This is a genomic window from Nitrosomonas sp., assembly GCF_021731985.1.
Classification (GTDB): Bacteria; Pseudomonadota; Gammaproteobacteria; order Burkholderiales; family Nitrosomonadaceae; genus Nitrosomonas.
In genome coordinates this window covers 1-26,599 of record NZ_JAKFWH010000010.1, presented here as the reverse complement: position 1 = coordinate 26,599, position 26,599 = coordinate 1, and the positions used below count along the sequence as shown (strand labels likewise).

At 47.5% G+C, this 26,599-nt stretch carries 21 protein-coding genes; 11 read left to right on the top strand and 10 right to left on the bottom strand.

Annotated elements, in window-relative coordinates:
- Positions 1-299 precede the first annotated feature (299 nt).
- From QZ942_RS01240 to QZ942_RS01230, 3 genes are all read left to right on the top strand, one after another.
- Positions 300-494 (top strand): hypothetical protein, encoded by a 195-nt coding sequence (locus QZ942_RS01240; protein WP_292992742.1) that lies wholly within the window; start codon positions 300-302, stop codon positions 492-494.
- Between the two features lie 512 nt (positions 495-1,006).
- Positions 1,007-2,020, top strand: coding sequence for an IS110 family transposase (locus QZ942_RS01235; RefSeq protein ID WP_292992741.1), 1,014 nt, complete (start codon positions 1,007-1,009; stop codon positions 2,018-2,020).
- Between the two features lie 333 nt (positions 2,021-2,353).
- Positions 2,354-4,198: a PEP-CTERM sorting domain-containing protein gene (locus QZ942_RS01230; RefSeq protein WP_292992740.1), complete on the top strand. Its 1,845-nt coding sequence runs from the start codon at positions 2,354-2,356 to the stop codon at positions 4,196-4,198.
- 177 nt (positions 4,199-4,375) lie between these two features.
- Here the strand turns inward: QZ942_RS01230 and QZ942_RS01225 are convergent, their stop codons facing one another.
- From QZ942_RS01225 to QZ942_RS01205, 5 genes are read right to left on the bottom strand one after another with little or no spacing between them, the layout of a single operon-like run.
- Positions 4,376-6,526 carry an FAD-dependent oxidoreductase gene (locus QZ942_RS01225; RefSeq protein ID WP_292992739.1) on the bottom strand — a complete coding sequence of 717 codons (2,151 nt, stop codon included), beginning with the start codon at positions 6,524-6,526 and terminating at the stop codon, positions 4,376-4,378.
- A gap of 2 nt (positions 6,527-6,528) precedes the next feature.
- Positions 6,529-7,476: a radical SAM protein gene (locus tag QZ942_RS01220; RefSeq protein ID WP_292992738.1), complete on the bottom strand. Its 948-nt coding sequence runs from the start codon at positions 7,474-7,476 to the stop codon at positions 6,529-6,531.
- A 2-nt stretch (positions 7,477-7,478) separates the two neighbouring features.
- Positions 7,479-8,525 (bottom strand): methyltransferase domain-containing protein, encoded by a 1,047-nt coding sequence (locus tag QZ942_RS01215; RefSeq protein WP_292992737.1) that lies wholly within the window; start codon positions 8,523-8,525, stop codon positions 7,479-7,481.
- A gap of 39 nt (positions 8,526-8,564) precedes the next feature.
- The gene (locus tag QZ942_RS01210) at positions 8,565-9,254 is read right to left on the bottom strand and encodes a TIGR04283 family arsenosugar biosynthesis glycosyltransferase (protein WP_292992736.1); all 690 of its coding nucleotides are present in this window, start codon (positions 9,252-9,254) and stop codon (positions 8,565-8,567) included.
- Positions 9,247-9,936 carry a DUF2064 domain-containing protein gene (locus QZ942_RS01205; RefSeq protein WP_292992735.1) on the bottom strand — a complete coding sequence of 230 codons (690 nt, stop codon included), beginning with the start codon at positions 9,934-9,936 and terminating at the stop codon, positions 9,247-9,249. Before QZ942_RS01205 ends, QZ942_RS01210 begins: the two co-directional genes overlap by 8 nt.
- 228 nt (positions 9,937-10,164) lie before the next feature.
- On the opposite strand from QZ942_RS01205, the gene ovoA reads away from it, so the two are divergent.
- The 3 genes from ovoA (at position 10,165) to QZ942_RS01190 (ending at position 14,247) form a co-directional block, all read left to right on the top strand.
- Entirely contained in the window at positions 10,165-12,279 is a 2,115-nt protein-coding gene (ovoA, locus tag QZ942_RS01200; RefSeq protein WP_292992734.1) for a 5-histidylcysteine sulfoxide synthase, read from the top strand.
- Entirely contained in the window at positions 12,276-13,442 is a 1,167-nt protein-coding gene (locus tag QZ942_RS01195) for a MalY/PatB family protein (RefSeq protein ID WP_292992733.1), read from the top strand. The genes ovoA and QZ942_RS01195 overlap by 4 nt, the downstream gene beginning before the upstream one ends.
- 121 nt (positions 13,443-13,563) lie before the next feature.
- Positions 13,564-14,247 (top strand): hypothetical protein, encoded by a 684-nt coding sequence (locus QZ942_RS01190; protein ID WP_292992731.1) that lies wholly within the window; start codon positions 13,564-13,566, stop codon positions 14,245-14,247.
- A 101-nt stretch (positions 14,248-14,348) separates the two neighbouring features.
- Here QZ942_RS01190 and QZ942_RS01185 read toward each other — a convergent pair whose 3' ends face one another.
- Positions 14,349-16,886, bottom strand: a complete 2,538-nt coding sequence (locus QZ942_RS01185; protein WP_292992730.1) for an EAL domain-containing protein — start codon at positions 16,884-16,886, stop codon at positions 14,349-14,351.
- Between the two features lie 282 nt (positions 16,887-17,168).
- Here QZ942_RS01185 and QZ942_RS01180 point away from each other — a divergent pair, with 282 nt between their 5' ends.
- Entirely contained in the window at positions 17,169-18,563 is a 1,395-nt protein-coding gene (locus QZ942_RS01180) for an outer membrane protein transport protein (protein WP_292992728.1), read from the top strand.
- 208 nt (positions 18,564-18,771) lie between these two features.
- Here QZ942_RS01180 and QZ942_RS01175 read toward each other — a convergent pair whose 3' ends face one another.
- Complete coding sequence (locus tag QZ942_RS01175) at positions 18,772-19,098, bottom strand: DUF4156 domain-containing protein (RefSeq protein WP_292992727.1); 327 nt, start codon at positions 19,096-19,098, stop codon at positions 18,772-18,774.
- A gap of 277 nt (positions 19,099-19,375) precedes the next feature.
- Here QZ942_RS01175 and QZ942_RS01170 point away from each other — a divergent pair, with 277 nt between their 5' ends.
- On the top strand, positions 19,376-20,656 hold the full coding sequence (locus QZ942_RS01170) for an NAD(P)-binding domain-containing protein (protein ID WP_292992725.1): 1,281 nt from the start codon (positions 19,376-19,378) through the stop codon (positions 20,654-20,656).
- A gap of 178 nt (positions 20,657-20,834) precedes the next feature.
- On the opposite strand, the gene QZ942_RS01165 is transcribed toward QZ942_RS01170, so the two are convergent.
- From QZ942_RS01165 to QZ942_RS01155, 3 genes are all read right to left on the bottom strand, one after another.
- Positions 20,835-21,056: a DUF2798 domain-containing protein gene (locus QZ942_RS01165; RefSeq protein ID WP_292992724.1), complete on the bottom strand. Its 222-nt coding sequence runs from the start codon at positions 21,054-21,056 to the stop codon at positions 20,835-20,837.
- Between the two features lie 84 nt (positions 21,057-21,140).
- Complete coding sequence (locus QZ942_RS01160) at positions 21,141-21,728, bottom strand: nucleoside deaminase (RefSeq protein ID WP_292992722.1); 588 nt, start codon at positions 21,726-21,728, stop codon at positions 21,141-21,143.
- 102 nt (positions 21,729-21,830) lie between these two features.
- Positions 21,831-22,208 carry a DUF2513 domain-containing protein gene (locus QZ942_RS01155; RefSeq protein WP_292992720.1) on the bottom strand — a complete coding sequence of 126 codons (378 nt, stop codon included), beginning with the start codon at positions 22,206-22,208 and terminating at the stop codon, positions 21,831-21,833.
- Positions 22,209-22,405: 197 nt separating this feature from the next.
- Between QZ942_RS01155 and QZ942_RS01150 the strand changes: the two genes are divergently transcribed.
- The 3 genes from QZ942_RS01150 (at position 22,406) to QZ942_RS01140 (ending at position 26,468) form a co-directional block, all read left to right on the top strand.
- On the top strand, positions 22,406-24,322 hold the full coding sequence (locus QZ942_RS01150; RefSeq protein ID WP_292992718.1) for a hypothetical protein: 1,917 nt from the start codon (positions 22,406-22,408) through the stop codon (positions 24,320-24,322).
- A 64-nt stretch (positions 24,323-24,386) separates the two neighbouring features.
- The gene (ybaL, locus tag QZ942_RS01145; RefSeq protein WP_292992716.1) at positions 24,387-26,105 is read left to right on the top strand and encodes a YbaL family putative K(+) efflux transporter; all 1,719 of its coding nucleotides are present in this window, start codon (positions 24,387-24,389) and stop codon (positions 26,103-26,105) included.
- Positions 26,106-26,165: 60 nt separating this feature from the next.
- On the top strand, positions 26,166-26,468 hold the full coding sequence (locus QZ942_RS01140; protein WP_292992714.1) for a hypothetical protein: 303 nt from the start codon (positions 26,166-26,168) through the stop codon (positions 26,466-26,468).
- Positions 26,469-26,599: the final 131 nt, after the last annotated feature.

The following is a 26,599-nucleotide window of genomic DNA, read 5'->3' as shown; positions in this document are numbered from 1 at the left end:
AAGCCTACTTGGAATTGGATACGGTTCATGGCCATGGCAGTTCCTCTTTGTTGGCGGGTTCGCTTGGGTCAGTATGCACCTTATAATAGAAAAAATCGGGTTTGGCTGAACAATCTTTCTAATCAGGTAGGATTTTGCGTAAATCCGCCGCCAAAGAGGTTTTAAGCCGATTTTAAATTTCCTGGTTTTAGTCCAAATCCAGGTCTGGATTTTTTGGATGGCTGTACTATCCCACCCCAGGCAGAAGATCCAATACAACTTTACTGTTTGAGAAACTCAAGGAATGAGAAAACCTGATAATGAGCGGAACCCAAGCATTCATTTTATTGGTAACTATTGCGGCCCTGCTTACCATTAGTATCATGTGGAAAGATTGGCTTACCGCCAAAGAACACGAGCACTGGCAGGATGCAGCGCTAAAACTCTCTCAACAAGAAACGGAACGCATTAGAATGATTACTGATGCAGTCTCGCAACAAAACTCTTCTCAATAGAATGGCAAGGGTAATTGCCAGAATAATGCGTTGTTATGTACGCAAATTCAATACAATCTGATGACCAAACAGTAAACTAGATATCAAAGACCCGAAAAAGAATTAGAGACCACTGAGTTTTGTCTTCAAAATAGGTATGCAAGTTGTAAAACTGAGGGTATTCATTCAATGAATGATAACGCTAACAGGGTTTAAATATACTCAAGCAACAATAGCGACCAATTGCAAAGTTTTCGTCTGAGATTGTAATTCAGTACAGACCAAAGATCGAATAATGGTTATTCTTCAGAGGAATAGGGATTCTTAGTTATAGACCTCGTATATTGACACTGCCAGCAAAAAGCACTGCAATAGTGGTGTTGAGCAGGAGAACCGCAAGACATCGGCTGGACAATAGGTCTATGAATCTGTGTGTCAGATAGGTGCTGCGGTTCATTTCTCGTTCAAACAAACCGAACGGTAACTTGGGCCGACTGCCTGGCAGACAGAGCCTGCATACGAGGAGGGTACGAATGATGAACGAAATAACCTGCGTGGTTGGTATTGATGTTGCCAAACGCAAATTCGACATAGCATTACTCATTAACAACAAAATAAAAACCAGGGTGTTTGACAACACACCAGCAGGCCACAAGGCTTTTGAGGACTGGCTTACAGAACGGAGCGCGATACCCGGGCAGACACATCTCTGCATGGAGGCTACAGGACCTTACAGCGAAGTACTGGCAACCAAGCTTGTTACCGACGGATGGCAAGTCAGTGTGGTAAACCCAGCCCGCATCAAAGGCTTTGCGCAAAGTGAACTCGCACGTAACAAAACAGATCGAGCCGATGCGACATTACTGGCACGTTTTTGTATGGCTATGCGACCCAATTTATGGATTCCGCCACCCATTGAATGGCGTGAATTGCGCGGCTGGGTAGATCGCCTGCAAGCGCTCAAGGAGATGCATCAGCAGGAAAGTAACCGCATGGAAGCACATCGGGCGAGCGAACAAATGCAGTTAGTGCAGGATGTTCAAATTCATTTGGACTGGCTCAACAAACAGATTAAGGGGCTCGAGCGCAATATCAACGACCATATTGACCGGCACCCTGATCTGAAGCGAGATGCTGAGTTGCTCGGCAGCATTCCTGGCATCGGTGATACTACCGTTGCAAAGGTGTTGGCTTATGCGGGGGATATACGACGCTTTACTAACGCCAAGGCATTGGCGGCATTCATTGGCGTAACACCCCGGCAACGCTTATCGGGCAGCTCCGTCAAAGGCAGAACAATGATGAGCCGCACCGGACACAGCGATTTACGCCGTGCGCTGTATATGCCTGGCATGGTAGCCAGACGGCACAATCCAGTGCTAAAAATATTTGGTGACAGATTGAGTGATGCCGGATTGGCTCCAAAGGCCGTAATAGGAGCTGTCATGCGTAAACTGGCACAGTTGATTTATGGAGTCATTAAATCAGAGCGGCCATTTGATGCAAACTTTAATCATTCAGCGCTTGCAATTCAAGACGGTATCTGACACCATTTTTCCTTTTGGTGGCAAAAGCAAACCAGGGCATTAATAATCAAGATTAATTAATGATAATCTCTCAAAATATGAGACAAAAAGACCACCCAAAGCGGTGGTCTTTTTGTTTTTGAATCAAGTATATCTTACGACGATATGGGTTATTCTTCGCAAGAATAAGAATTCTTCGTTATCTGACACCGTTTTAGAACGCTACCGCACAGAACATTACAATTAAACTCGTTATTATTTACATCCAACTAACAACTAAGAAGGAGTTTATTAAGAAGCATAGAGATATTTTAACCACATTAATTTTGTCTTTTTCCTATCTATGGAGAAATCATGAATAAGAAGCCATTCGTACTAATTCTTGCCGTAAGCTTAGTTTATTCTGGTTTAATCAACCAAGCCGTGCATGCAGAAACCAAAACCTGGAAAAACAGCGATGGTTTTTGGAGTAATGACAGCAACTGGTTTCCTTTCGGTATACCTGGCCTGGCTGACGATGTGATTGTCAATCCATACGGTGGTGTGGATACGATATTAAGATTCGATAGTTCTACCGGTGCTCAATTTGCAAATTCGCTGATCGTTAACTCAGATACGGCCAACACCGTCAGTTTCGAGCAGATAGGCGGCAGTCTAGTTATCCATAATATGGAGAAGATCGGTTTTGGTTTTAAGGGTAACGGAAGTTATACGCTTAGTGGCGGCACCAACACGGCTGGATCTCTGATTCTAGGTTCGGGCTGGGAATCCAATGGTAGCTTCAATCAGAACGGCGGAATGAATAGAGTTAATGGACTCGTTATTGGAGAGGGACCGGGAAGTACTGGCAAATATGTACTGAATTCTGGAAGCTTGGAGGCTGGTAGTGAGGGCATCGGCTCTCCAGGCGATCATTATATGATGAGTGGCGGCTATGGCATTTTCACGCAGAACGGCGGCACACATACCGTAAGTGGGAAACTTACAATAAATGGTACCTATAATTTAAGTGAGGGCGACTTGTTGACGGATAGTGAAATTATGGGCACTGGTGAAGTTGGCAACAGTAATTTTTCCCAAAGCGGTGGAACGCACACGGTAACTGCAGATCTTGTCGTTGGTTCTAATCACTATCTTGGCGGCTCCAGTAGTTATACCTTAAGCGCCGGTAGCTTGTCAGCAGGCTCCGAGTTTATTGGAAGCGGTTACAGGGGTGCCGGATTTTTCTCCCAAAGTGGTGGCACAAATAGCGTAAGTGGCATTCTCGCTATTTCCACCTCTACTCCCATAAGTAGCGGAAAATATAATCTGAGCGGCGGCAGCCTTTCTTCTGATAGTGAGGAAATTGGTTATGAGGGCATCTTCAACCAAACCGGCGGTACCCACACAGTATCCAACTCCATAATAAACAATGGCGCCTACAATGTCTCGGGAGGCATCCTGGAAATCCATGGAGGAATAGATAACAACGACACGATAGCACTGACCGGCGGTACGACGACGGTAAACGGTAGTGTCACCAATGCCGTAAGCGGCAAAATCGAAGTCGCGAATAGCCCGGTTATATTCACCGGTGATGTTGTCAATAATGGCCAATTCAAAAGCACACACACTAGCGTTACCTTTACTGGTACCTACACGGAAAATGGCGCGTACATCAGTGACCCGTCGATCAATAACTTTACTAACCTTATCATCGGAAACAGTGGTCACCTCGTCGGTGGCACGGGAGATGAGTGGCACATCACGAGCAGCTTTGAAAACCATAGTCAGCAAAACACACTGTGGGATACCCTTAAAGCTGACTTGTTCTTCGATGGAAGCGGCATGAAATATCTGTATATGGCAGGTGTCGATTATGGCCTGTCGCCCCTTGGTTTCATCAATAACTTTGCCTTTGAATCACTAAGTCTTGCATCAGGCGCCGAACTTAATATTTTAGATGGCAATGCAGCATCAGGCGCAGCACTGTATGTGCAACTGATCTATCTGGGTGGCGGCCTTAACCAGCTGAATGACATTTATAGCGATTACAATATTTACTATAACCCGACTCTGGCAGGCAATGCATATTTGAAAGGCAACACTTATGCACTGGATGGCGACGGTGTGCTTGCGCCTGCCATCCCAGAGCCCCAATTCTATATGATGTTGCTAGCCGGGTTAGGGCTATTGTGCTTTGCAAGGCGGCGAAGATAACAAACCATGCAATGCTAAAACTGTAAGGATTGTTCCCTAGTAGTCAGTCAGTTTGAAAAACGAGGATACAAACGTGCCAGTTTGCGACGAGCATCCTGAGAAGTGCAAACAAGGTGCCAGATCCCGAATAAAGAATTCTCACTCATCAAAATGACTACACCTCGAACCCGTCATTCCTCAATCAGTTGCACTCTTACTCCCTCGCCTCTTGGCATGATATTTCTCAACCCACTTAAGCAGCAGTCGCGGTGCATGCGCGCGTTTCCATTCCCCCGCTGCATATTTATTGGCCTCTGACCAGGTGGGATAGGTATGGATGGTGCCTAGAATTTTGTTCAAACCTAAGCCATGCTTCATGGCGAGTACAAATTCGGCGAGTAAATCACTGGCGTGTGCGCCAACTATGCTGACGCCCAGAATACGATCCTTGCCTGGTACCGTCAGTACTTTGACAAAACCCTGCGCCGCTTCGTCGGTAATCGCGCGATCCAGGTCACTCAGATTGAAACGCGTTACTTCGAAGGCGATATTGCGTGCTTTGGCTTCATTTTCCGACAATCCTACCCGTGCGACTTCCGGGTCGGTGAATGTCGTCCACGGAATCACTGAATAATCGACCTTGAAGCGTTTGAAATCACTAAATAGTGCATTGACTGAGGCATACCACGCTTGATGCGCGGCCGTGTGGGTGAATTGGTACGGTCCGGCGACATCGCCGCAGGCATAGATGTTGGGATAAATGGTTTGTAACCAGGCATTGGTTTCGATGGTGCGTAGTGGTGAAACTGGGATACCCAGCTCTTCCAGTCCAAAACCTTCCGTGCGAGGTATCCGGCCGGTAGCGCATAACAGGGCATCAAACGGCAATTTGATTTCTTTGCCGTCAGTACCGCGCACCGTCAAATATTGCGCATCGCCTTCTTTCTCACAGCGTAGCGCTTCGGTTTGCGTCAGCAAGGTTACGCCATCCGCTTGCAACGCCGCTTTAACCAGCGCTACGGCATCTGCATCTTCGCGCGGCAAACAATCACTCCGCACGACCTGTGTCACTTGGCAGTCTAGCCGGGCAAATGCTTGCGCCAGTTCGCAGCCGATTGGTCCGCCGCCTAACACAATCAAGCATTCCGGCCGTTCAGTCAGCGACCAAAGGGTATCGGAAGTGTAATAACGCACCAATTCCAGTCCTGGGATTTTTGGAACCGCCGGGCGCGCACCGGTTGCGATGACGATGGCGCGCGTGGTGAGTGTCTGTCCATTGACTTCCACCGACCAGGGTGAAGTCATTTTTGCTTTCCCTTGCAGCACTTCCACACCCAGTTGGGTATAACGTTCTATCGAATCATGCGGTTCGATTGACTTGATCACGCGCTGGACACGTGCCATGACATCCGAAAAATCATATCGAACAGTGGTCTGTGCAATACCCAGTGATTGGGCGTTTTTTGCTTGTTGCAAGAAAGTGGCGGTACGGATCAATGCCTTGGATGGCACGCACCCGTAATTGAGGCAATCGCCCCCCATCTTGTGACTTTCGATCAAGGTCACCTTGGCGCGCGTTGCCGCTGCAATATATGCGCTCACCAATCCGGCAGCACCAGCACCGATTATGATCAGATTGCGGTCAAATTGGCGCGGTTTGGTCCAGCGCGCGTACAAACGGCGGGTTTTTGCCAGCCCGATGCCCCAGCGAGCCAGCCACGGAAAGAGCGCCAACACGACCAATGAAATAATTAATGCCGGAGACATGACATCCGACAAATGCGTGATCGCTGCCAACTGTGTGCCCGCATTCACATAGGCGGCGGTTCCGGCGAACATGCCAACCAGACTGACCCAGAAGAAAGTAGTGCTGCGGATGGCGGTCAGTCCCATCAGCAAATTGATGAGAAAGAATGGAAAAACAGGCACCAGGCGCAAGGAAAACAAATAAAAAACGCCATCCTGCTCAAGGCCCTTGTTGATGGTTTCCAGGCGATCGCCAAAGCGGCGCTGCACAGCATCGCGTAACACATAACGCGTAGTCCAAAACGCCAGTGTTGCACCGATCGTAGCCGATACCAATACCACCGGCACGCCGGTCCAGAATCCGAATATCGCGCCACCGGCCAGCGTCATTAGGGTTGCGCCGGGGAATGACAACGCAGCCATCACGATATAGACTGCCGCGAAAATACCGGCCACAAAGAACGGCTCTGCCCGGTAAGCTTGCTGTAATGCTTCATGCTGGTCTTTGAGCGCTTCCAGCGTGAAAAAGCGCCCCAAGTCAAAACTGAAAAACAATCCAATCAACAAGCCGAGCAGAATCAGTAGCCACCAGCGGCGTTTCATGGCTATCGCTTCATTTCACTACACGAAGCGCCATACTGGAAACAGCTATAACAACGATGATGTTTCATACTGACCGGAATTTTTAGACTTGCGGCCAGTGTTGCGCCCAGCACATAATCGGCATCATCATCGACCAGCGTGCACGCATAGACTTTGCATTTATCTTCACTTTTCACGACCATGCGGCTGAATGCGCACATAAATTCGCGGCGCGTGGATTCGCTTTGATAATCGACCATGCAACTGTGCGTAATTTGCGGCGCGGTGACGCTGATACCGGGTGGATGAAACTCAGGAAACTCGATGCGCGGCAGGTTTTCCGGCAATCCTGCGCCGCGAAAAACTTCCGCAAAACATTTGGCGACTTTATGGCCAGGCAAACCCGGAATGGCTTGATTGGCCACCGATACACTGAATCCCATGTCATGCAATGCACAGAGTCCATCCAACGCCATCGAGAACATGCCTTCGCCACGACTCTTGTCATGTTGTTCCGCTGAAAAATGATCCAGGCTAACGCGAAAATGCACAGCGTTTGGCTGCTCACGCAAGGGTTTTAGCTGCGGTAAGCGTTTAATCAATGGTTCCGTGGCGTTGGTTAGCACCATGCAGGGACGATGCTGCAGCGCATACGCCAGAATGCGGATCAGGTCTTTGTTAATAAAAGGCTCGCCGCCGGTAAAAGAAAACTGTTTGACACCCAGCTTCAACGCTTCGTCGATGAATGGATTGGCGTCGTCAAAACGCATCAGTTGCAAGCGATCATCACCGGGTTTGGAGCCTTCCAGACAAAAAGGACAAGCCAGATTACAAGCGGTACCGGTATGAAACCAGAGTTCCTCTAGGACATGAGAACGAATAAAGCCGCGCGGCTTGTCATCGGGCGTGACATACCACAGCTTGGAGCGCGAACGGTGTTCAGTGGATGGTGGTAAGACGTTGGCATTCATGATCAACAGCACCCGCTTGTCTGATCAACCATGATTGCATCGTCAAATGGAATTCCCATGCCGCAGCCTGGGAAAATGCCAAAGTGCTGATCAAAGTTACCGTAGAAATCAAAATGTTTAACAAAGCGTGTGTCATGCAGCATGCGCCAGGTATTGCCACACACCGGAAACTGTCGGCCGGTTTCGATGAAATGGTGCTTATCCAGCCGGAACGCATGGCGATGATGCGGAATGGTGCCGCGATACACCACGGATTGCCCATGATCCTCACAAGCCAGCTCCAGATTCTGCAGTTTGAACAAGCGATAAGTCGCCGAATAAAAGCGGATATTTCCGGTCTTTTCCGTTAACTCCGGGTTACTAATATCAATAGGACGATCGTCAACCAAGCGCGGATCGGTGAAGCCGTGTTTGCGTGACAATTGCAGGAAGTCATTCCAATACAATGCGCCGCTCAGGCATTCGCCATACAGCACCGGGTCTTGGGTCAATGCCAGCGGAATGCGCCGGTCGCTGTATACATCGGAAAAATACAATTCCCCGCCGGGTTTCAAGACGCGGAAAGCTTCGCGCAACACCGCCGCTTTGTCCGGAGCCAGGTTAATGACGCAATTCGATACAATTACATCCACGCTGGCATCCGCCAATTCAAGCTCGTGCAATCGCTCGATATAACCGTGCAGGAAACGGACATTGCTGCGTTTGTAGCCAAAAGCCTTTTGATGATATTTTTCATGCTGGCGCGCAACCGCCAGTTGCTCTTCGGTCATATCCACGCCGATGACCTGTCCTGTTTCCCCCACCAGTTGGGACAGCACATATACGTCTCGCCCAGCGCCGCAACCCAGATCCAGAATGGTCAGACCTTGCAGTAACTCGGGCAAAACCAGGCCACAGCCGTAATAGCGTGTTTGTACTTCGGCATGCACGCGCGCCAGCAAAGGTTTTACAAAATCTGGCAAGCCTGCATCCGTGCAACACGCATTGGTTTGCAAATCCTGGCTGCCCGTCAGTGTTTCGCCATAATATTTTTGAACAATCTCTTGCATGGTATTCCTTATTTTTGAGGATTAGCGTCATTATGTCATTCAAGAGCCAATTTTAGAATGATAACGTGAAGCCAATTCCTGCGGTGTGACGCCGCACATAAAATTTAAAGCCAGCTTGCGATTAAGCCAGGTTCGCCGCCACCAGCCATCGCGTTGCCAGCGCCGTGGATCGATAAAAATCGGCGCGGCTAACGGCAAAAACTTGCCAAACCGGCGCGCAGCGCGTACCAAAGGTACTTCTTCAAACAACGGCCACGGCGCGTGCCCGCCAATCTGATGATAAACCGAGCGCACGATGAAAATTCCTTGATCGCCATACGGAACACCTATTCTGCAACGCAAGGCAATCATCGGTTCCAGGAGGAATGCCGGCCAGGCACGCGGTGCTGCAAAGCGAAAGCGGAAATAACCGCCGATCGCGCCTTGCTCAATCGCTTTTGTCATTGCCGTCAATGGATCTGCTGATAGTTGCGCATCGGCATGTAAAAACCACAAAACATCGCCTTTTGCCTGTGCTGCACCGGTTAGAAGCTGCTGCCCGCGGCACGGTTCGCTGGCTATCCATTTTGCCGCAAATTGTGCGCAGAGTTCTGCACAGGATTTACTGTTGGCAGCATCTACAACAATGACTTCCCAAGGTTTGTGCGGTAATTTTTGCAATTGCGCGAGTAAACACGCCAGTTTTTCCTCGTCATGGAAACAAGGGATAATGATGCTGAAATTAAGCATTGGCGATTTTTAAGGTGAAAAGAATATTTTGCGTAAGTTCAAGCAATGCGCAACGTGCCGGTCGTGAATCCCGTTGCAGTAAAGTAACCAATCCAACAATATCTTCCATTTCATCCACATCAGTGCCATGTCCGAATGTTTTCACAGATTGCCTTGCTGTACGGCAAGCATCGATGAGCGCGGCGCCCAGTTGATCGCTACTCCACGGCAAAGCCGATAAATCCGGCCATGCACAACGGCTGGCCATCAGCACAACGCCGCCATCCAGCGCCGGGATCAACACAATATCTGTGTGCTGCAATGCGGCGCATACTGCGGCATAATCTGCTGTATCCAGCCCGGGGGAGTCGCTACCAATAAATACCAGTTGTTCCATCCCCTGTGCGCGCAATGTTTGATCTAGCGCATTCAAGCGCTGCCCCAAGTTACCTGCTACTTGAGGGATAATCATCACGGGGGAAGGAATCGGTGCCGACAAATTCCGTGCCCAATCAACATCCGCAGCACTAGCCGGAGCAATTACCACCGGGCCGGGCCAATTACAAGCATCTTCCAGCGCGCAAGCCAATAATGCCTCAGCAACTTTCTGTGTCATTTCACTGCCTAGACTCGACGCCAATCTTTGTTTTCCGCTTCCGGGCGCGGGTCTTTTGCATACCAGGATCAAAGTAGGTTCTGTCATTTTCTTATAATATTAAAATGAAATAATCAATCATAAAGTCAAATTTCTGGAATCCACGCTCAACATCGTTCATCTTGCTACAAAGTACACTGGATTCATCGTTTTCCTTACTTTCTAAGCGTGATTGATCAAGAATAAATGACTTTTATCCCGATTGAATATGATCTGAAAAGCTTGAAGCGCTATAATACCGCTCAAAAAACCGAATAATTCGTTATAAATTACTTTATGCCACAACCTTTATTTCAAAGAACACCATTACTTGACGGCGCCGATGTCAACTTAAAACGTGAAGAGATACGTACGTATTTTCACGCCACGCTGGATTGTTATGAGCAGCTTTTTGAAACACTGCGCAATGATGAAGCCTACTATAAAAAACCCATTTCACTCCGTCATCCTTTGATTTTTTATCTGGGACATACGGCCACATTTTTTGTCAACAAACTGATTCTCGCCGGACTCATTACCGAACGCATCAATCCCAGACTGGAATCGATTTTTGCTGTCGGTGTCGATGAAATGAGCTGGGACGATCTGGATAGCGCGCATTATGATTGGCCTGCCGTGGAAGAAGTGCGTGCCTATCGCAAAAACATGCGGGCCGTGGTCGATAAATTGATTGCCACGATGCCGCTGACCTTGCCGATCTCCTGGGACAGTCCTTGGTGGCCGATTCTGATGGGGATTGAACATGAGCGCATCCATCTGGAAACCTCTTCCGTATTGATACGCCAGCATGCGCTTGAATTTGTGCAACCGCACCCGGATTGGCAACCTTGCCGAAAATCTGGAACCGCGCCAGCCAATGAACTGGTTCCTGTCGCACCCGGCACTGTGACCATCGATAAAAGCAAAACCGATCACTCGCATTATGGCTGGGATAACGAATACGGCTCGCACAACGCGGATATCTCCGCGTTCCAGGCGAGCAAATATCTGGTCAGTAATCAGGAATTTTTACCTTTTGTAACAGCCAATGGTTACCACACGGAGAGTTTCTGGCAGGAAGAAGGCCGTTCATGGAAAAAATTTACGCTGGCTGAACATCCCCCTTTCTGGGTATCCAAAGACGGTGCCTGGTATTTGCGGGTAATGACCGAAGAAATGCCGATGCCGTGGGACTGGCCGGTCGAAGTCAATTACCATGAGGCGAAAGCTTTCTGTAACTGGAAAGCTGCAACCACCGGGCAACCTGTGCGGTTGCCGACGGAAGACGAATGGTACCGGTTGTACGATGTCGCCCAGTTATCCGAGGTTCCGGTCAATGCACCGGCTGTGGGCAATCTGCATTTGGATTACTACGCATCCAGTTGCCCGGTGACCGAATTTCCGCAGGGCGAATTTTTCGATATCGTCGGCAACGTTTGGCAATGGACCGAAACGCCTACTTATCCGTTTGCCGGTTTTGATGTGCATACGTTGTATGACGACTTCACTACGCCCACTTTTGACAATCAACACAATCTCATCAAGGGCGGCTCCTGGGTTGCGTGTGGCAATGAAACACTACGTAGCGCACGCTATGCATTTCGCCGGCATTTCTTTCAGCATGCGGGATTCCGTTATGTTGTGACCGACACACCGGCGATTCTGCAAAGTTCCAACTATGAAACCGACAAACTGCTATCGGAATACGCTGAATTTCATTATGGCGATACCTATTTTGATGTGCCGAATTTCCCCAAAGCTTTGGCCGAAATTGCCATCGCTGCGATGGGTAACCGGCCGAAACGCACTGCGCTGGATTTGGGTTGCGCATCCGGCCGCTCCACGTTTGAATTGGCGCGCGATTTCGATCATGTTACCGGCATTGATTTTTCCGCGCGCTTCATCGGGCAAGGCGTGCAACTGGCGCAACAAGGCATACTGCGCTACACGCTGATTGACGAAGGCGAACTGGTATCCTACAAGGAACGTACACTGACCAACCTGGGGCTGGATGCGATCAAACATAAAGTCGAGTTTTTCCAGGGCGATGCGTGCAACCTGAAGTCCATTTTTACCGGTTACGACCTGATTCTTGCCGCCAATCTGATCGATCGTCTGTACGATCCGGCCAAACTGCTCAACAGCATTCACACGCGTATCAATAACGGCGGCCTGCTGATGATTACCTCGCCTTACACCTGGTTGGCCGAGCACACGAAAAAAGAAGCCTGGGTCGGCGGATTCAAACGCGATGGTGAGAATTTCACCACGTTGGATGGCCTGAAAGAAATTCTGGGCAGCCATTTCCGCTTGATTCAAGGCCCGCAAGCCGTGCCTTTTGTCATTCGCGAAACCAAGCGTAAGTTTCAGCATACGCTGTCAGAAGTCACGATCTGGGAGAAGATTGCTTGAGTAGTGGCTTTGATTTTGACCAAGAAATCAACCGCGAAGGCACTCACAGCGTCAAGTATGACGGGCGGCAAAACATGTTTGGCAAAAGCGACGTCATTCCGGTGTGGGTGGCCGACATGGATTTTGCCGCGCCGCCCGCAGTCACCCGGGCACTGACAGAACGCGCCACCCATCCGATTTATGGCTACACGCTTTTCCCGGATAGTTTATACGAAGCTCTGATTAGCTGGATGCAGCGTCGCCACGGCTGGGCCATACAGCGTGATTGGATCATCCTGTGCCCCGGCGTTGTTCCCTCCATCAATGCCGCGGTGATGGCGTTTACGCAACCCGGCGAATCCGTCATCATTCAACCTCCGGTGTATTTCCCGTTTTTCTCTGCCGTCACTCAAACCGGCAGAAAACTGATCCAAAATCCGCTGCATCTGGAAAATGGCCGCTACACCATCGATTTTGACCATCTGGAGCAATGCGCCAAGGAAGCGAAGCTGCTATTGCTTTGCTCGCCGCATAATCCGGTCGGCCGAGTCTGGCATCCCGCTGAACTGGAGCGGTTACTAGAGATCGCTGAGAAAAATGATCTGATCATTTTCTCCGATGAAATTCATGCCGACTTGATCTACCCCGGCAATCAACATCATACGCTGGCCGCGTTCCCGGAGAACGCTGCAAAAATCATCACCGCTGTTGCTCCGAGCAAAACCTTCAACATTCCCGGATTGAACCTGTCTGCGCTGATTATTCTCGATCAATCCATCCGCAATACTGTCACGCAAGTGTTTAACACGCTGCATATCAGTGCATCCAATCCATTCAGCATCGCCGCTTTTGAAGCTGCCTACCGCGAAGGCGAAGCCTGGCTGGCAGAACTATTGATTTATCTGCGCGATACGCGCGATTGCGTGGAAACCTTTCTGGCCGAACATTTGCCGGAAATCAAAGTCATCAAAGCCGAAGGCACGTATTTGTTATGGCTGGATTGCCGGGAATGGAATAGGACCGACACGCAACTCAAGCATTTTTTCATCCACGAAGCCGGTGTCGGTATGAGTCCGGGCATTCTGTTTGGTGCGGAAGGCAGCGGGTTTATGCGGTTGAATATTGGTGCGCCGCGTCGTACGGTTTTGCGGGTATTGGAAAAGATTAAACAGGCAGAGAATTGAGCGAAGCTAATATAATTAACTCAAGATATTTTATGTTATCAATTTACTTAGTAAACTCAGCTTTAACTTGTAATTCATCCGGTTCTTACTAGCTTACAATAATACGTAATCAATACTAATTATGACAACTAACACACCTTCAACACTTCCTTTCTGGAAAAACAAGCTGCTCCCATCAATTGTAGGTGCACTAATGGGCGCGCTACTTACACAGGGCGTTGCACTCTATTCCCTACACAAAAACCTTCAGGTCGCTCAAAATAGAGATCGAGTCAACCAACTCAAGGTCAGTGTTAATAAGCTATATAGCCTCCAAAAAGAGTTTGAGAAGAATACAAAATTCTTGATCTCGGAACGAATAGAACTAAAGTTTACTCCTGAGAAGCATAAACTGAATGTTTTAAGTATCGGGGACCCTGCTATCAAACAGTTCGCACAAACATTCCTCGGAGGGAATGGTCAGTTTTATCTCCTTCAGTCAGTAGTCAAGCCAAGGGAGTACTTCTCTGTGTCAGCATGGAACCCAGTTGGGGCTCCGCTGCAGGAAGTGCCGATGGAATTATCCAGTGATCTCAGCGACTTCTATGCAAGATTGCAAAAAATTAATAGAGCCATTGATGAAAGCAGGCGCATTTTCGAACGATGGGGCTATGTTGTTCCAGAGAGAGATCTTGAGAGCTTGCGCCAGATTCAGTCGATCCTGTCAGATGAAGTTGCTTATGTATCCCAGGATCGAATCACAAATCTCACCAGTCGAATTCTGGATGAGAGAAAGCGACTTGAGGCTCTGCTCTCCCGGTTATAGATCCGGCCAATAAATAGCACGGTAGGTTGGGATGACGAAAGGAATCCCAACATCACGGCTATCAATATACTAAAATCACCGGAATCTCTGTGTTTTAAATTTTAGTCATCTACTGGCGATTCTGCTTCCTGAGAAGCACTCAAAGATTTTTCCGAACCGGAATGAAATAGCTGCGGTTCAGCGAGCCAGAATCCTTGTGCGTAATCGATACCCATATTTTCCAGGAGCTGAAAAGTTTGGGCGTTTTCGACCCATCCAGCGATGGTTTTGAGCTGCATGACATGTCCGATGCGGTTGATCGATTCGACCATCGCATGATCTACCGGATCGGTGGCCATGTCCTTGATCAGCCGTCCGTCTATTTTCAGATAATCCAGCGGGAAGTTTTTCAAATAACCGAATGATGATACGCCGCTGCCGAAATTGTCGATGGAGATACGGCAGCCGAGTTCCTTGAGTGTCGAAATAAAATGCATGACATGTTTTAAATCAGCCAGTGCAATATGTTCGGTGATTTCAAAACAGATATTGGCAGGATTTATTTTGCTGGTTTTGATGCTGTCGACTGTAAAATTGAGAAAATCCGTGTTTCCGAGCGCCTGTGCGGATAAGTTAATGGTGTAAACCGCGTTGGATGGCTGGCGAGCGTGCGCCTTGAGCAACTTGAATAATTGTTGTATCACCCAGCGATCGATCATCAGCATCTGGTCATGCCGTTCGGCAGAGGGAAGAAACGCGCCCGGCATGATCATTTGGCCGTGTTCATCCTTCAGGCGCAGCAGGATTTCACCGTGTTCCTCCAAGCCATTTTTTCCGGAAATCGCCCGGATTGGTTGAAAATACAAGTATAGCCGCTGATCTGCGATGGCCTGTTGAATACGCGGCAGCCACTGCATTTCACCCGGTTTTTGCTGCTTGTCAGCCGCTTGATACACATGAACCCGGTTCCGTCCCTGATCTTTGGCCTCATAACACGCGCTATCGGCTGCATTGAGTGCATGGGCAAGACCTTCATCGGCGTGGGTGATGGGGAACAATCCGATGCTGACGCCAATCGTGAACGTCTTGTTTTGATAGTGATAGCGATAGTTCTGCACCAGTTCACGCAAAGTCTGGGCGACTTGTACTGCTTCATTTTGCGGGCAATGTTCCAGAATAATGCCAAATTCGTCGCCGCCGAGACCTGCCAGCGTATCCCGTGTACGCAGCTTGGATTGGAACAGAACGGTCACCTGGCGCAACAATTCATCTCCGGCGCTATGCCCGCAAGAGTCATTGATGATTTTAAACTGATCCAGGTCGAGATACAGCAGCGCATGCATGTCATTTTTGCGCGTCGATGCCAGGATTTTGCTGAGGCGGGCTTCAAACTCCTTGCGATTCAACAGACCAGTCAGCGAATCATGCGTTGCCTGATAGACAAGTTTTTGCGTTATCTTGCGTTGTTCTGTGACATCCCGGAAAGTTAGGACTGCTCCGATCACGTGTTCTTGCTCATTCTGAATCGGTGCGACGGAATAATCGATAATCCATTCTTGCTTGTCTTTACGGATCAGCAGGCACTCGTGATGGTCTTTGGTACTCCCGGATTTACTTAAGTGATCGGCAAACGGGTCTTTAACGGGCTTCCGGGTTGCCGTATCCAGAATATTAAAAACATCCTGCAGCGGCGCGCCATTTGCTTCCTGGTTGTGCCAGCCGGTGAATATTTCCGCAGCCGGGTTTAGGTAGGATATTTTTCCACTGGAATCGGTGGTGATCACCGCATCCCCGATACTGGCTAGAGTCACTTGAAAGAGCTCTTTTTCCTGATGCAGAATATCATTGGCTAAGGCGAGCGCTTCCGTGCGCTCCATGACACGTTGTTCCAATTGTTCTTTGACAGTTTGTAACGTTTTTTGCGACCGGTCTTTTTCTGCGATTTGCGTTTGTAATACCCGATTGATCGCGTTCTGGCGATCCTTGGCTTGGATCAGGCGCTTTAACAGGTCGAAATTTTCGAAGCGGAATTTAAGCGAATCCGAGACGGTGTGGTACAGCCGATGCGAAATGCTTCCCATCGCGAAAACAAAAAGCAGGTAAGTAAGCGCAAGGATGAGATGAATGTCACTTTCATGCGTGATAACCTGATAGGTAAAGGGCAAGACAACGGGTATTGAGAAGGCCAAGAAAGCCCATTTGTACGATGATAATGTGGCCATTGCACCCGCAACCATGCCGCCGAGCAGATAGGCAAGAAATAACTGGTGCATTGCGCTGCCGCTCACAAAAAGTATGCTTCCAGCGATGCCCCAGAGCACTCCCGATAATAATGTGCCGATTAAAAACCGGTGACCCCATACGGGAGATTCGGTAATGGCCGGATTTTTGTGGAAATAAGATTTAATCAGCAGAAATCGGGCGAAAGTAAGCAGATAGATGGCCGCCAGCCAACCCACCAGCCAGACTTTTGCAACGAGATTCCAGAAAACAAAAGTAAGCGCTGCGGCAATGATCAGTGAAACAATAAGCGCTTTAGGGGCTTGCTGGTAAAGCAGTTTTATCTGTTCAGCCAGCAGTTCGGCAGCGTGGTCGGATTGCTGGAACCGGGAATTCATTGTGTGCTGATTGAATTTCGATTCCATGTAATCATTATTCATTGCGGACAAATTAAATGGATTGTACGCTGCTTGCTAAAGAATTTTTCCATCAACCTGAGACTGTTTATCCGATATAAAGAAGCATATAATTCATTTTCAATGAGTTGAGTTAAAAAAACGAGTGTGCAGGTTACTTGAGTGACAATGCTGTTTTTGAGTCGAATCCGGAGTATGCTCATTTTTGAGGTGTCAGATAATTCTTATTGACAATGGGAAAATTATACTTAGTATTTTTTGTAAGTAAAGCAAGCAGTCGTATGTGCTGACCTACTGAGATAGGCAATGAACTCAATTGAACAAGAAAATTACGGGAGTGAACTGGTTAATGCACACTGTATAGCAGCGTGTTTTGTTCATCGCAGTATTACGCATTACATTGGTTTCCTTCTATTTGTTGTTTCAATGCCAGTAATGGGCGCCGGTATTGCAGTGATGGAACAGAGTGTCAAGGAATTGGGGCAGGCATTTTCCGGCGCACCAACCAATATTGACGACGGTAGTATGGTGTTCTTTAATCCGGGCGCAATGAGTCAGGTGCGCGGTAAGCTGGTTTCGGTAGCCGGATATGTCATTGCACCTTCCGCGACTTTCCAGAATAGTACGTCACATTTGAGCCCGGCGTTGGGCGGTGCGCCATTAAAAGGCGGTAATGGCGGAGACTCCGGCAATTTAGCTTTTATTCCCAATGTGTATTATGTGCAGGCGCTGACAAAACGAGTGGCTTTCGGTTTCGGCTTTAATACCCCATTTGGCACGAGCAACAGCTATCAATCGGATTGGAAAGGACGCTATCAAGCCATCGATTCGGAAATTATGACTGTAAACTTTAATCCATCGTTATCTTTCAAGGTAACCGAGAAGTTTTCGGTTGGCACTGGTTTCAATGTGCAATACCTGCAATCCAGATTAACCAATGCTGTCGATTTTGGTGTAGCTTGTTTGCAAGCACTGAATAATATCGCAGGCTGCGCCAGTCAAGGACTCCTGCCCCAAGCCGCAGACGGACATGCCTCACTCAAGGGCGATAGTGTTGGATTTGGCTACAACTTTGGTGCCTTCTATGCATTGAACCAAGATACTCGATTCGGGGTTAGTTATCGCTCCAGAATTGCGCATGATGTGCATGGCAATGCGAATTTGTCCGCGCCGGGTAATGTTGGGAAAGGAAGTATTGATACCAATGCGCTTACCTCGATAACACTGCCCGACAATGTTTTGTTTGGTTTCTCGCATCGCTTAAGTCCCCGCTGGGCTTTCTCCGCAGATGCCTTATGGACGCATTGGAGTCTAATTAAAGAACTCAGAACAAGTTTTTCCTCGCCGCAACCCGATGCTGTGCAAAACCTGAAATGGGACGATACATGGCGCTATGCTTTTGGTGTCAATTATTTTTCGGAAACCAACAAGTGGATATTCCGCACCGGATTTGCCTACGACCAAACACCTGTTCCGGATGCACAGCACCGCTCCGCGCGTATTCCTGATAGCAGTCGTTACTGGTTAACGGCTGGTTTCACCTACGCATTGTTAAAAAATGTGAATATCCACGCTGCTTACGCACACTTGTTTATGAACGACGCCTCGATTAATAACAGAGGCTCAACTGCTGGTTTTCTTGTCGGGCAATATTCTGAACAAATCAATATTGGCGGTCTTCAACTGGACTGGCGTTTCTGATCTGACTCATGCGCGGGTGCAAATACCACTACTAATCGAGTTGCTGAATGTTATGTGTAATAAAGCACTCCGCCGCAAGCAGCGGGGAATTGAACTCATCTAGATTAAAACCTCTCTTGATTCTCAAGAAGCTTCAACCAGTTTGAGGAATCGTTTCGGCATGCGTAGTATCGAAACTGATGCATGAACCGAACTGCAAATATGTCAACTATTGCAGTTTAGCTGGAAAACATTGGTAGACATCGAAGCTACGTCTTCCGTCAATAATTTCTGAAGCAGGAACAATCGTATCACCGCGCATCAAAGCCGCTTCATTACGAGCAAGATCAGCAAGTTCACTGGCGACTTTCTCTGGATCGCGGTTAAACACCACTTCACTCACAACTTTCGTATTAACTTTCCCAATTCTTTTGCATGGCTCGACTGCCCTGGCTGATTGCACCAAGCGCACGCTTTCGCCATTTGGAGTAACTTTAACCCATGTACAGGCAGATAGTGCTAAACAACCACAAACAGCAATAAGAACTTTTTTCATTACACAACCTCATTTATTCGCAAAAATTTATTAAATAGTTTATTCGTTCGGCTCCAATGAGATAGCTTATCGTGATTTTACTGGTAGCCTCGCATCGAGCTGGGGAAAACCGGTTTTATGATCCTTGTATTGAGTACCGTGACACATAAAAAGATTATAGCTGACTAACAATGGCTTTTCTGGGTTGTTGTTGCCAAGAGCTAAGATTGGATAGTTTAAGTAGTATAGAATCACTCTTCTTCGATAAAGCTATACTTACTAAGATTGAATTTAAAAAATGCGCATTGCCATAATCGGTGCTGGTTGTTCAGGTCTCACAGCGATCAAGAATTTAGCGGAATCGGGATTGGAAGACATCGTTTGTTATGAGAAAAACGATCAGATCGGCGGTAATTGGGTATATACAGCGGCATTAGGCCATAGTAGCGTCACCAAGACGACGCATATGATTTCCAGCAAATCTATGTCGCAGTTCAGTGATTTTCCGATGCCAGATGACTATCCGGATTACCCGAGCCATCAACAAATACTCGTTTATTTCCAAGCTTATTCCCGGCATTTTCAATTAGGCAAATACATTCGACTAAATATCGCAGTACTTCGTGCAGAAAAAATTGAAAAGGAACGGTGGCGCTTAACTTTAAGTGATGGTACGCAATCAGAATTCGATTGCCTGCTCATTGCCAATGGGCATCATGCGGTTCCGCGTCACCCAGAATGGAAAAACAGTTTTACCGGCAAATATTTACATGCCCATGCGTTTAAAACCAATCATGAATTAGAAAACAAGCGGGTACTCGTGGCAGGTGCCGGGAACTCAGGCTGCGATTGTGCAGTAGAAGCGAGTCGCGAAGCTGCTCAGGTCGATATCAGTCTGCGCACACCGCAATATATTATTCCAAAGTTTGTTATGGGAAAACCAACCGATACCTTCGCTACTTCTTTTCAATGGCTACCTCAGAAAATACAAGACTGGTTACAGAAAATTTCCCTGCGAATGCAGATTGGGCGTTATCGTGATTACCAATTGCCCGAGCCTGATTTTTCACCCACGCAAGCGCATCCAACGATCAACTCGGAAATATTCGACAAAATACGGCATGGCCGGATACACCCGCGCTCAGGCATCCAATGCATTTCGGATCAAACAGTCCATTTTACTGACGGCTCATCGTCACAATACGATGTCATTATCGCTGCGACAGGCTACAAAATCAGCTTTCCTTTTTTTGATCTGGATTTTATCAACTGGGAAGACACCGGACATGTTCCGCTTTACTTACGCATCTTTCATCCCGATCACCCCAGTTTGTTTTTCATCGGATTACTCCAACCACAAGGCTGCATTTGGACACTGGCTGAAGTACAGTCGAAGTTAATCGGTCAATTGTTGATCCGCAAAATCCAATTACCCTTCAACTGGCGTGAGCTAGCGATCGCTGAGGGGAAGTACTGGGCAAGTCAATTTATCGCCCGCCCCCGCCACTCTATTGAAGTGCATTACTATCCCTACCTAAAACAACTACATCTAATAATCGAAGGGAAAACAACTCAATAAGCTACGTTTGAGCCATCTCAAAAGTAGCGATGATTTCGGAACATATCACTGCGCATCGTACCGGAGTCAATATTTCCATATTATATTGGGAAAAATATTGTTTTTTGTAATTGAAACAATTAGATAATAGCAAAGTGACATGCTATCGAAAGAGATAATCCGCGACCCAATAGAATAGCTAACGTACGATCGCTTCCACGGCACGCCTATAGAGCGGTGAAAGTACAATTAAGACGCCGAAACCAATTGGAAAAGCAATACTCCATGAATAAAGCCATTCTCTAACAAAAGCATCAGAAAAACCAAGATTGACTGCGGTGACTGTCGCGGAAACACAACCGGTCATCGTCGCCGACATCATTAAACAATAAATACAATGCGCTAATATTTTTTGTTTCATGCGATTCCTCAATTTTCCGAAGCAAATGACCCAACCCCTGCAGTATGCATAGCGTAAACGAATTACGAACAAAAATATCTCAAACTATTTAGGCCGGTTTGAAGCTTGTAGCTGACTGTTATAAATTTCTCCGGTATAGCTTTGCAAAACTTCCACAACCAGCGGACGCATCACTTCCCGTGTTACGCTGATTCCTCTTTGCTTGAGTTCCTGTTCCCAGTTCAACAACCGGGGGCCTTCATTAAAACCGATCGCCTGAGCATCCTCCGAATGCGCACCACAAACAACTGAGGCCACACCTGCCCACAGCAACACACCCAGACACTGGCAACACGGCTCCACACTGGTTACCAACTCAAACGAACCATGACTTGCGAGTTCGTAGCTACCCAGCGTTTGTTCCGCTAAAGCCAGCGCCATCACTTCGGCATGCAATAATGAGGATTTTCCGGGAACAACCCAATTGACTCCCGGCGCGATAAGCTCACCGGTACGTTGATTAAAAACTGCCGCACCAAACGGCCCTCCTCCATTCTCTATGCTCACACGAGCCAAATCAATGACCAATGCCATTCTTTGATTCATTTCAGGAAAAGTTTCCGGGATTCCGACGGACCAGGTATTCAGCCATTCAGGGATAGGTAATTTGATATCTGTCCAGTGATTCATCATTCGAACTCAATGAGTATTAATAGATCAATGAGAAACTCACCTTCAGCCATCAGCTTAGGTGATAGAAATTAAATTTGTGCAATTGACTAAAAGATTAATTGTTTAGTCACCTAGCACCGCATTCATGAGGCTTGCTGCAGCTTCTTTTGCCACGGCCTGAACGAGATCGAAAGTCATAGAAATCCCTTTCTCAGTAAATTTACTCTTGGTCTTTTGCCAGACCGTATCGTTCCGTATCGCATCAATGAATTCATGGCCTTGCCATGTCAATTTCTGCACAAGAAAATCTTTTATATCAGGACCAATTGTTTGGATGATTTGACCTTTAACTAAACCCGCTTCGATTAATAATGCCATGTGGTAGGAAATTTCCATATGGCGTTCTTGAGGGAAATCACACAAACGCACTATATCGGTTGGCAACGTGCACTCTTCTACTTTTGTTAGTAATTCCCTTATTATTTCCCAGTTTCGTTTCATGTTCCTCCAGCGAAGTTATTTTTTATTGACCTAAAATTGGACAGACTGGAAATTAAAACACAAAACTCCCCAAGTCATTGAATCAATATCTTGACAGCCCCTAGCCAGATCAAGTCTACTATCAGCCAGCTACTTTAGTTTGTTTTTCCGTCCTGCTGTAGCTCGTTTTTATCCCCAGTTGTTGATCAGAAGGAATCATGGTTGTGTTTTCAGCGCTTAAAAACTTTAGTTTCGTAAGAACGCTCGGCTATTTGGCATTTTCTGCAAGCTGGTTGGGGTTTGCTTACTATTTTGGGCGGCTGATTCCGGATAAACAGTTATGGTTTGCCTTATTGGTAACATTCCTGTTTGGATTACCCATTTACTTTGCTGCGATTTATGCAGTGACAATTGAAAGAATTTATCTTTCCAGTCAGTTCAAGAAACTGGGCATTCTGCATTGGCTCTTTACCCGCCGGATTCTGGCGTATATTGGGTGGTTGCTGTGGTCGATTGTTTTTGCATTTTTGCTGTTATTTTATCTCGGCTCGGCTGAAAAACAGGAATGGATGGTCTTCTTTGCCGCCATTCCGGTATTTGCTGTCACTTATGCCATATTCTTCCCGATTGCTACCCGTGAATACAAGCCTTATATCGCCGTGCATAAATCCTTAGCTTGGTCGCGTTGGGTGACTGCGCTGGCGATGGCTGTGTTTTTTGTTGTGTTTGTAAACCACACCGATGCAAGCCGTCAATATACCTCATTGGCGGAAGCTGTCACGATGGAAAGCCAGAAATTGGATGGGACAACCAACAGTATCTTGATTCTTGAAACCAACCGGTTGTTGGGTTTTATTGAGGGAATGAAGCGATATGCGCTAGGTAGCCTGCATTCATTCAGTGATGTGCTTTATTTGGGGTGTGTTTTTCTGGGTAGCTTGCTGTTCTTTTATAACGTAGCGCTTGGGATTTCCAGTTTTATGGTTCCATTATCCGAACACCGCCGCGTATTTGCGCCCATACAGGATACCGATCAGCCGCCTGCAGTGTCGCCATGGGTTTGGGCGCTTACCTCGGCGTTCGCTACTTTCTTTATATTCTTTATTTACGTGCCTTCGACGGTTTACGTCGATGCCTGGTTGCGTTCCAATCCGGAAACGATCAAAGAAATACAGGCATCAAAACAAACTGTGATTCAAACGGTGGAAATGATCGGTGATGATTACTACAAGCCCGGAACAGCCGCGCAAATTGAGCAGGCTTATCTCGATAGCCTCAGCAAACTGGAAACATCGCTGGGCAAATTGCGCGAAACCACCGGTACCGGATTTCAGCAGATGGTGGACAATGTGGATGATTATCTGGATTGGTATTACAGTCTGCCGGGGGAATATGAACGTATCGTGGCATTGGCCACCGGTGTTCTGGAAAACTGGATGGCCGAAAAGCTGCAGAATTATCTGATGAAAGGCAATGTATTTGGTCCGGTACAGCAATCCATTGAAGAAGTGCTACAGAATAATCAGCAATTACGCGCCGAGCATTTACAGAAAATTGAGCAGATTCTGGCGGAGAATCGTGTTGAACCTGCTGATAATTCACAACTGGAGATTGTCAGACACGCTTCACTGAGCGCGCTCAAAGAACCGCCCACAAACAGTGTTATCATCAATCTTGAAAACCGTATGCTGATCTCAGGCGGCATTGGTACCGCGGGTGCGATCACTGGTGCAATCGCCGGTAAGATCACTGCCAAGGTGGCAGGAAAGGGGATCATCAAGCTCGGTGCTCAAGCCTTAATTAAGGTGACTGCTGGCAAAGCAGTCAGTGCTTTAGGCGGGGCTGCGGCCGGTGCCGCTACGGGGGCGGCGCTGGGTTCATTCATTCCCGGCATTGGTACGGCCATCGGCGCAGCCATCGGTGGTATTATTGGCGGCATCACCATTGGATTGACCGTTGAAAAGCTGCTTCTGATGCTCGAGGAGGCATTTTCACGCGATGAGTTTAAACGCCAGATTCTGGATGCCATTGAAGAAGAGCGCGTTGAATTCGAGAAATTTTTAAACATACCCGCTGTATCTGATAGCGCTCCCAGTACCGATATTGAAGCTGATGCGCATAAAAGTATCCGGTAATTCTAATAAAGCGAACCAAACAAACCGGACAATACGCCTATGAGGCAAAAATACTGGAATTCGAATGGAACATAACATTGAACTAATTACTACGATTGCAGCCGGCTTTGGTCTGGCTTTAATCTTTGGCTTTATTGCGGAACGGCTTAAAACTCCGGCATTGGTAGGTTATCTGCTCGCCGGGATTGCTATTGGCCCCGCTACACCTGGGTTTGTCGCAGACATTGGCATTGCTTCTCAATTATCAGAAATCGGTATTATGTTATTGATGTTTGGAGTTGGATTGCATTTCTCACTGAATGATCTGCTTGCAGTAAAACGTATCGCTTTGCCTGGCGCAATTGTTCAAATGGCCGTTGCGACCATTTTAGGCATGGCTCTGGCTGACTCCTGGGGTTGGAGTTTAGGTGCGGGTTTAGTTCTGGGTTTGTCATTATCTTGTGCTAGCACGGTTGTTTTGCTTAAAGCGCTTGAATCACGTGGTCTTCTGGAAACTATGAACGGCCAGATTGCCGTTGGCTGGTTGATTGTTGAAGACCTTGTCACGGTATTGATTCTTGTGCTTTTACCTTCGTTTGCCACCATGCTGGGGGGATCCAACGGGACTGAGAGCGCAACCAGTTCTCTATGGCTCACCGTCGGACATACACTGTTACTGGTTGCAGCTTTTATTGCTTTGATGCTAGTGGTCGGTCATCGTGTATTACCTTGGTTGCTGTGGCAAGTTGCTCGCACCGGCTCGCGTGAATTATTCACTCTTTCCGTCGTTGCTTTCGCGATTTGCATTGCTTATGGTGCTGCAGCACTATTTAATGTGTCGTTTGCACTCGGTGCTTTCTTCGCGGGCATGGTCATGCGCGAATCCGAATTTAGTCACCGTGCCGCCGAAGAATCACTGCCTTTACGTGATGCTTTTGCAGTGTTATTTTTTGTTTCTGTTGGCATGTTGTTTGACCCTAGTATTCTAGTCAATGAACCCATGCATGTTTTAGCTGTTGTAGCCATTATTATTGTTGGCAAATCTATGGCAGCCATGCTGCTGGTTCTAATGCTTCGCTATCCACTCAATACAGCCCTGACAGTGGCGGCAAGTTTAGGACAGATTGGGGAATTTTCTTTTATTCTCGCCGGATTGGGGCTATCGCTTGGATTGATGTCTAGCGAAGGAATGAGTCTGGTGCTTGCTGGCGCTTTAATTTCGATTGCTTTTAATCCGATTGCCTTTGCTGCAGTCGTGCCGATTAGAAATTGGATATTGAAATACTCTGCAGTAGCACGCAAATATGAAAATCGCGATGATCCATTCGCTGAACTCCCTATGAGCACTGAACGTAAATTTCTTCAGGGACAGGTTGTTATCGTGGGTTATGGCCACGTCGGTCAGCGCATTGCAAATGCGCTGAATGAAAAGGATATCCCGTATATCATCGCAGAGCAAAATCGTGAACTGGTACAAGATCTTCGCAAACAAGGCAAAAACGCAGTATCCGGTGATGCTACGGAACCTTCAGTACTGATACAAGCCCATATCACGGATGCCGCCATGCTGGTCGTTGCAACATCCGACCCGTTAAATGTTCGCCAGATGATTGATACCGCACGCACATTGAATCCGTCCATTGAAATTGTATTGCGTACTCGAAGCGAAGATGAAACAAAATTATTACGCAAAGACAAGATAGGTACTGTATTCTTTGGCGAGGAAGAGCTCGCCAAGAGCATGACCCATCACATATTGGATCGCTTCAATGCAAAATCTGAATCTACCCATAGAGAAAGCTAATCTGGCTTGCAAGCCTAAAACCACCTACAATAATATGCAAATTTTCAAGAGATTAACGCAATGACAGAACAATTTTATGTGGGTATCGATCAGGACCAAAATGAAGGATTAACGCACCTGGGCCGCATCGTACGCGATGCTTGGGTTTTTGGTATTCTGCCCGAAACAGAGACTTGTGTAGGCTGGAGCGGTGCACAAATGCAATCGCTGTATGAAAAAGTTCACAGCGCTTGGGAGCCTTATGCACATTTACCCAGCCGTCTGCCGGATGAGTTGCGCGCCCGGCATAACCGGTTATACACACAAGCTATCGCAAGTGCCAAGGGAAAGGGTTGGGATGCCGAGTTGCAGGATGATGATTAATTTTCCTGATTAGAAAGATTCTTCAGCTTGCCGGAGCCAACGTGCCGGGCGAGGCCCGATAGTGGCTGCAGCGACGAGTAGACGTAGAGGAAGCATCTCAAGATGGAAGCGCCGGTTGAAACGGTAAACAA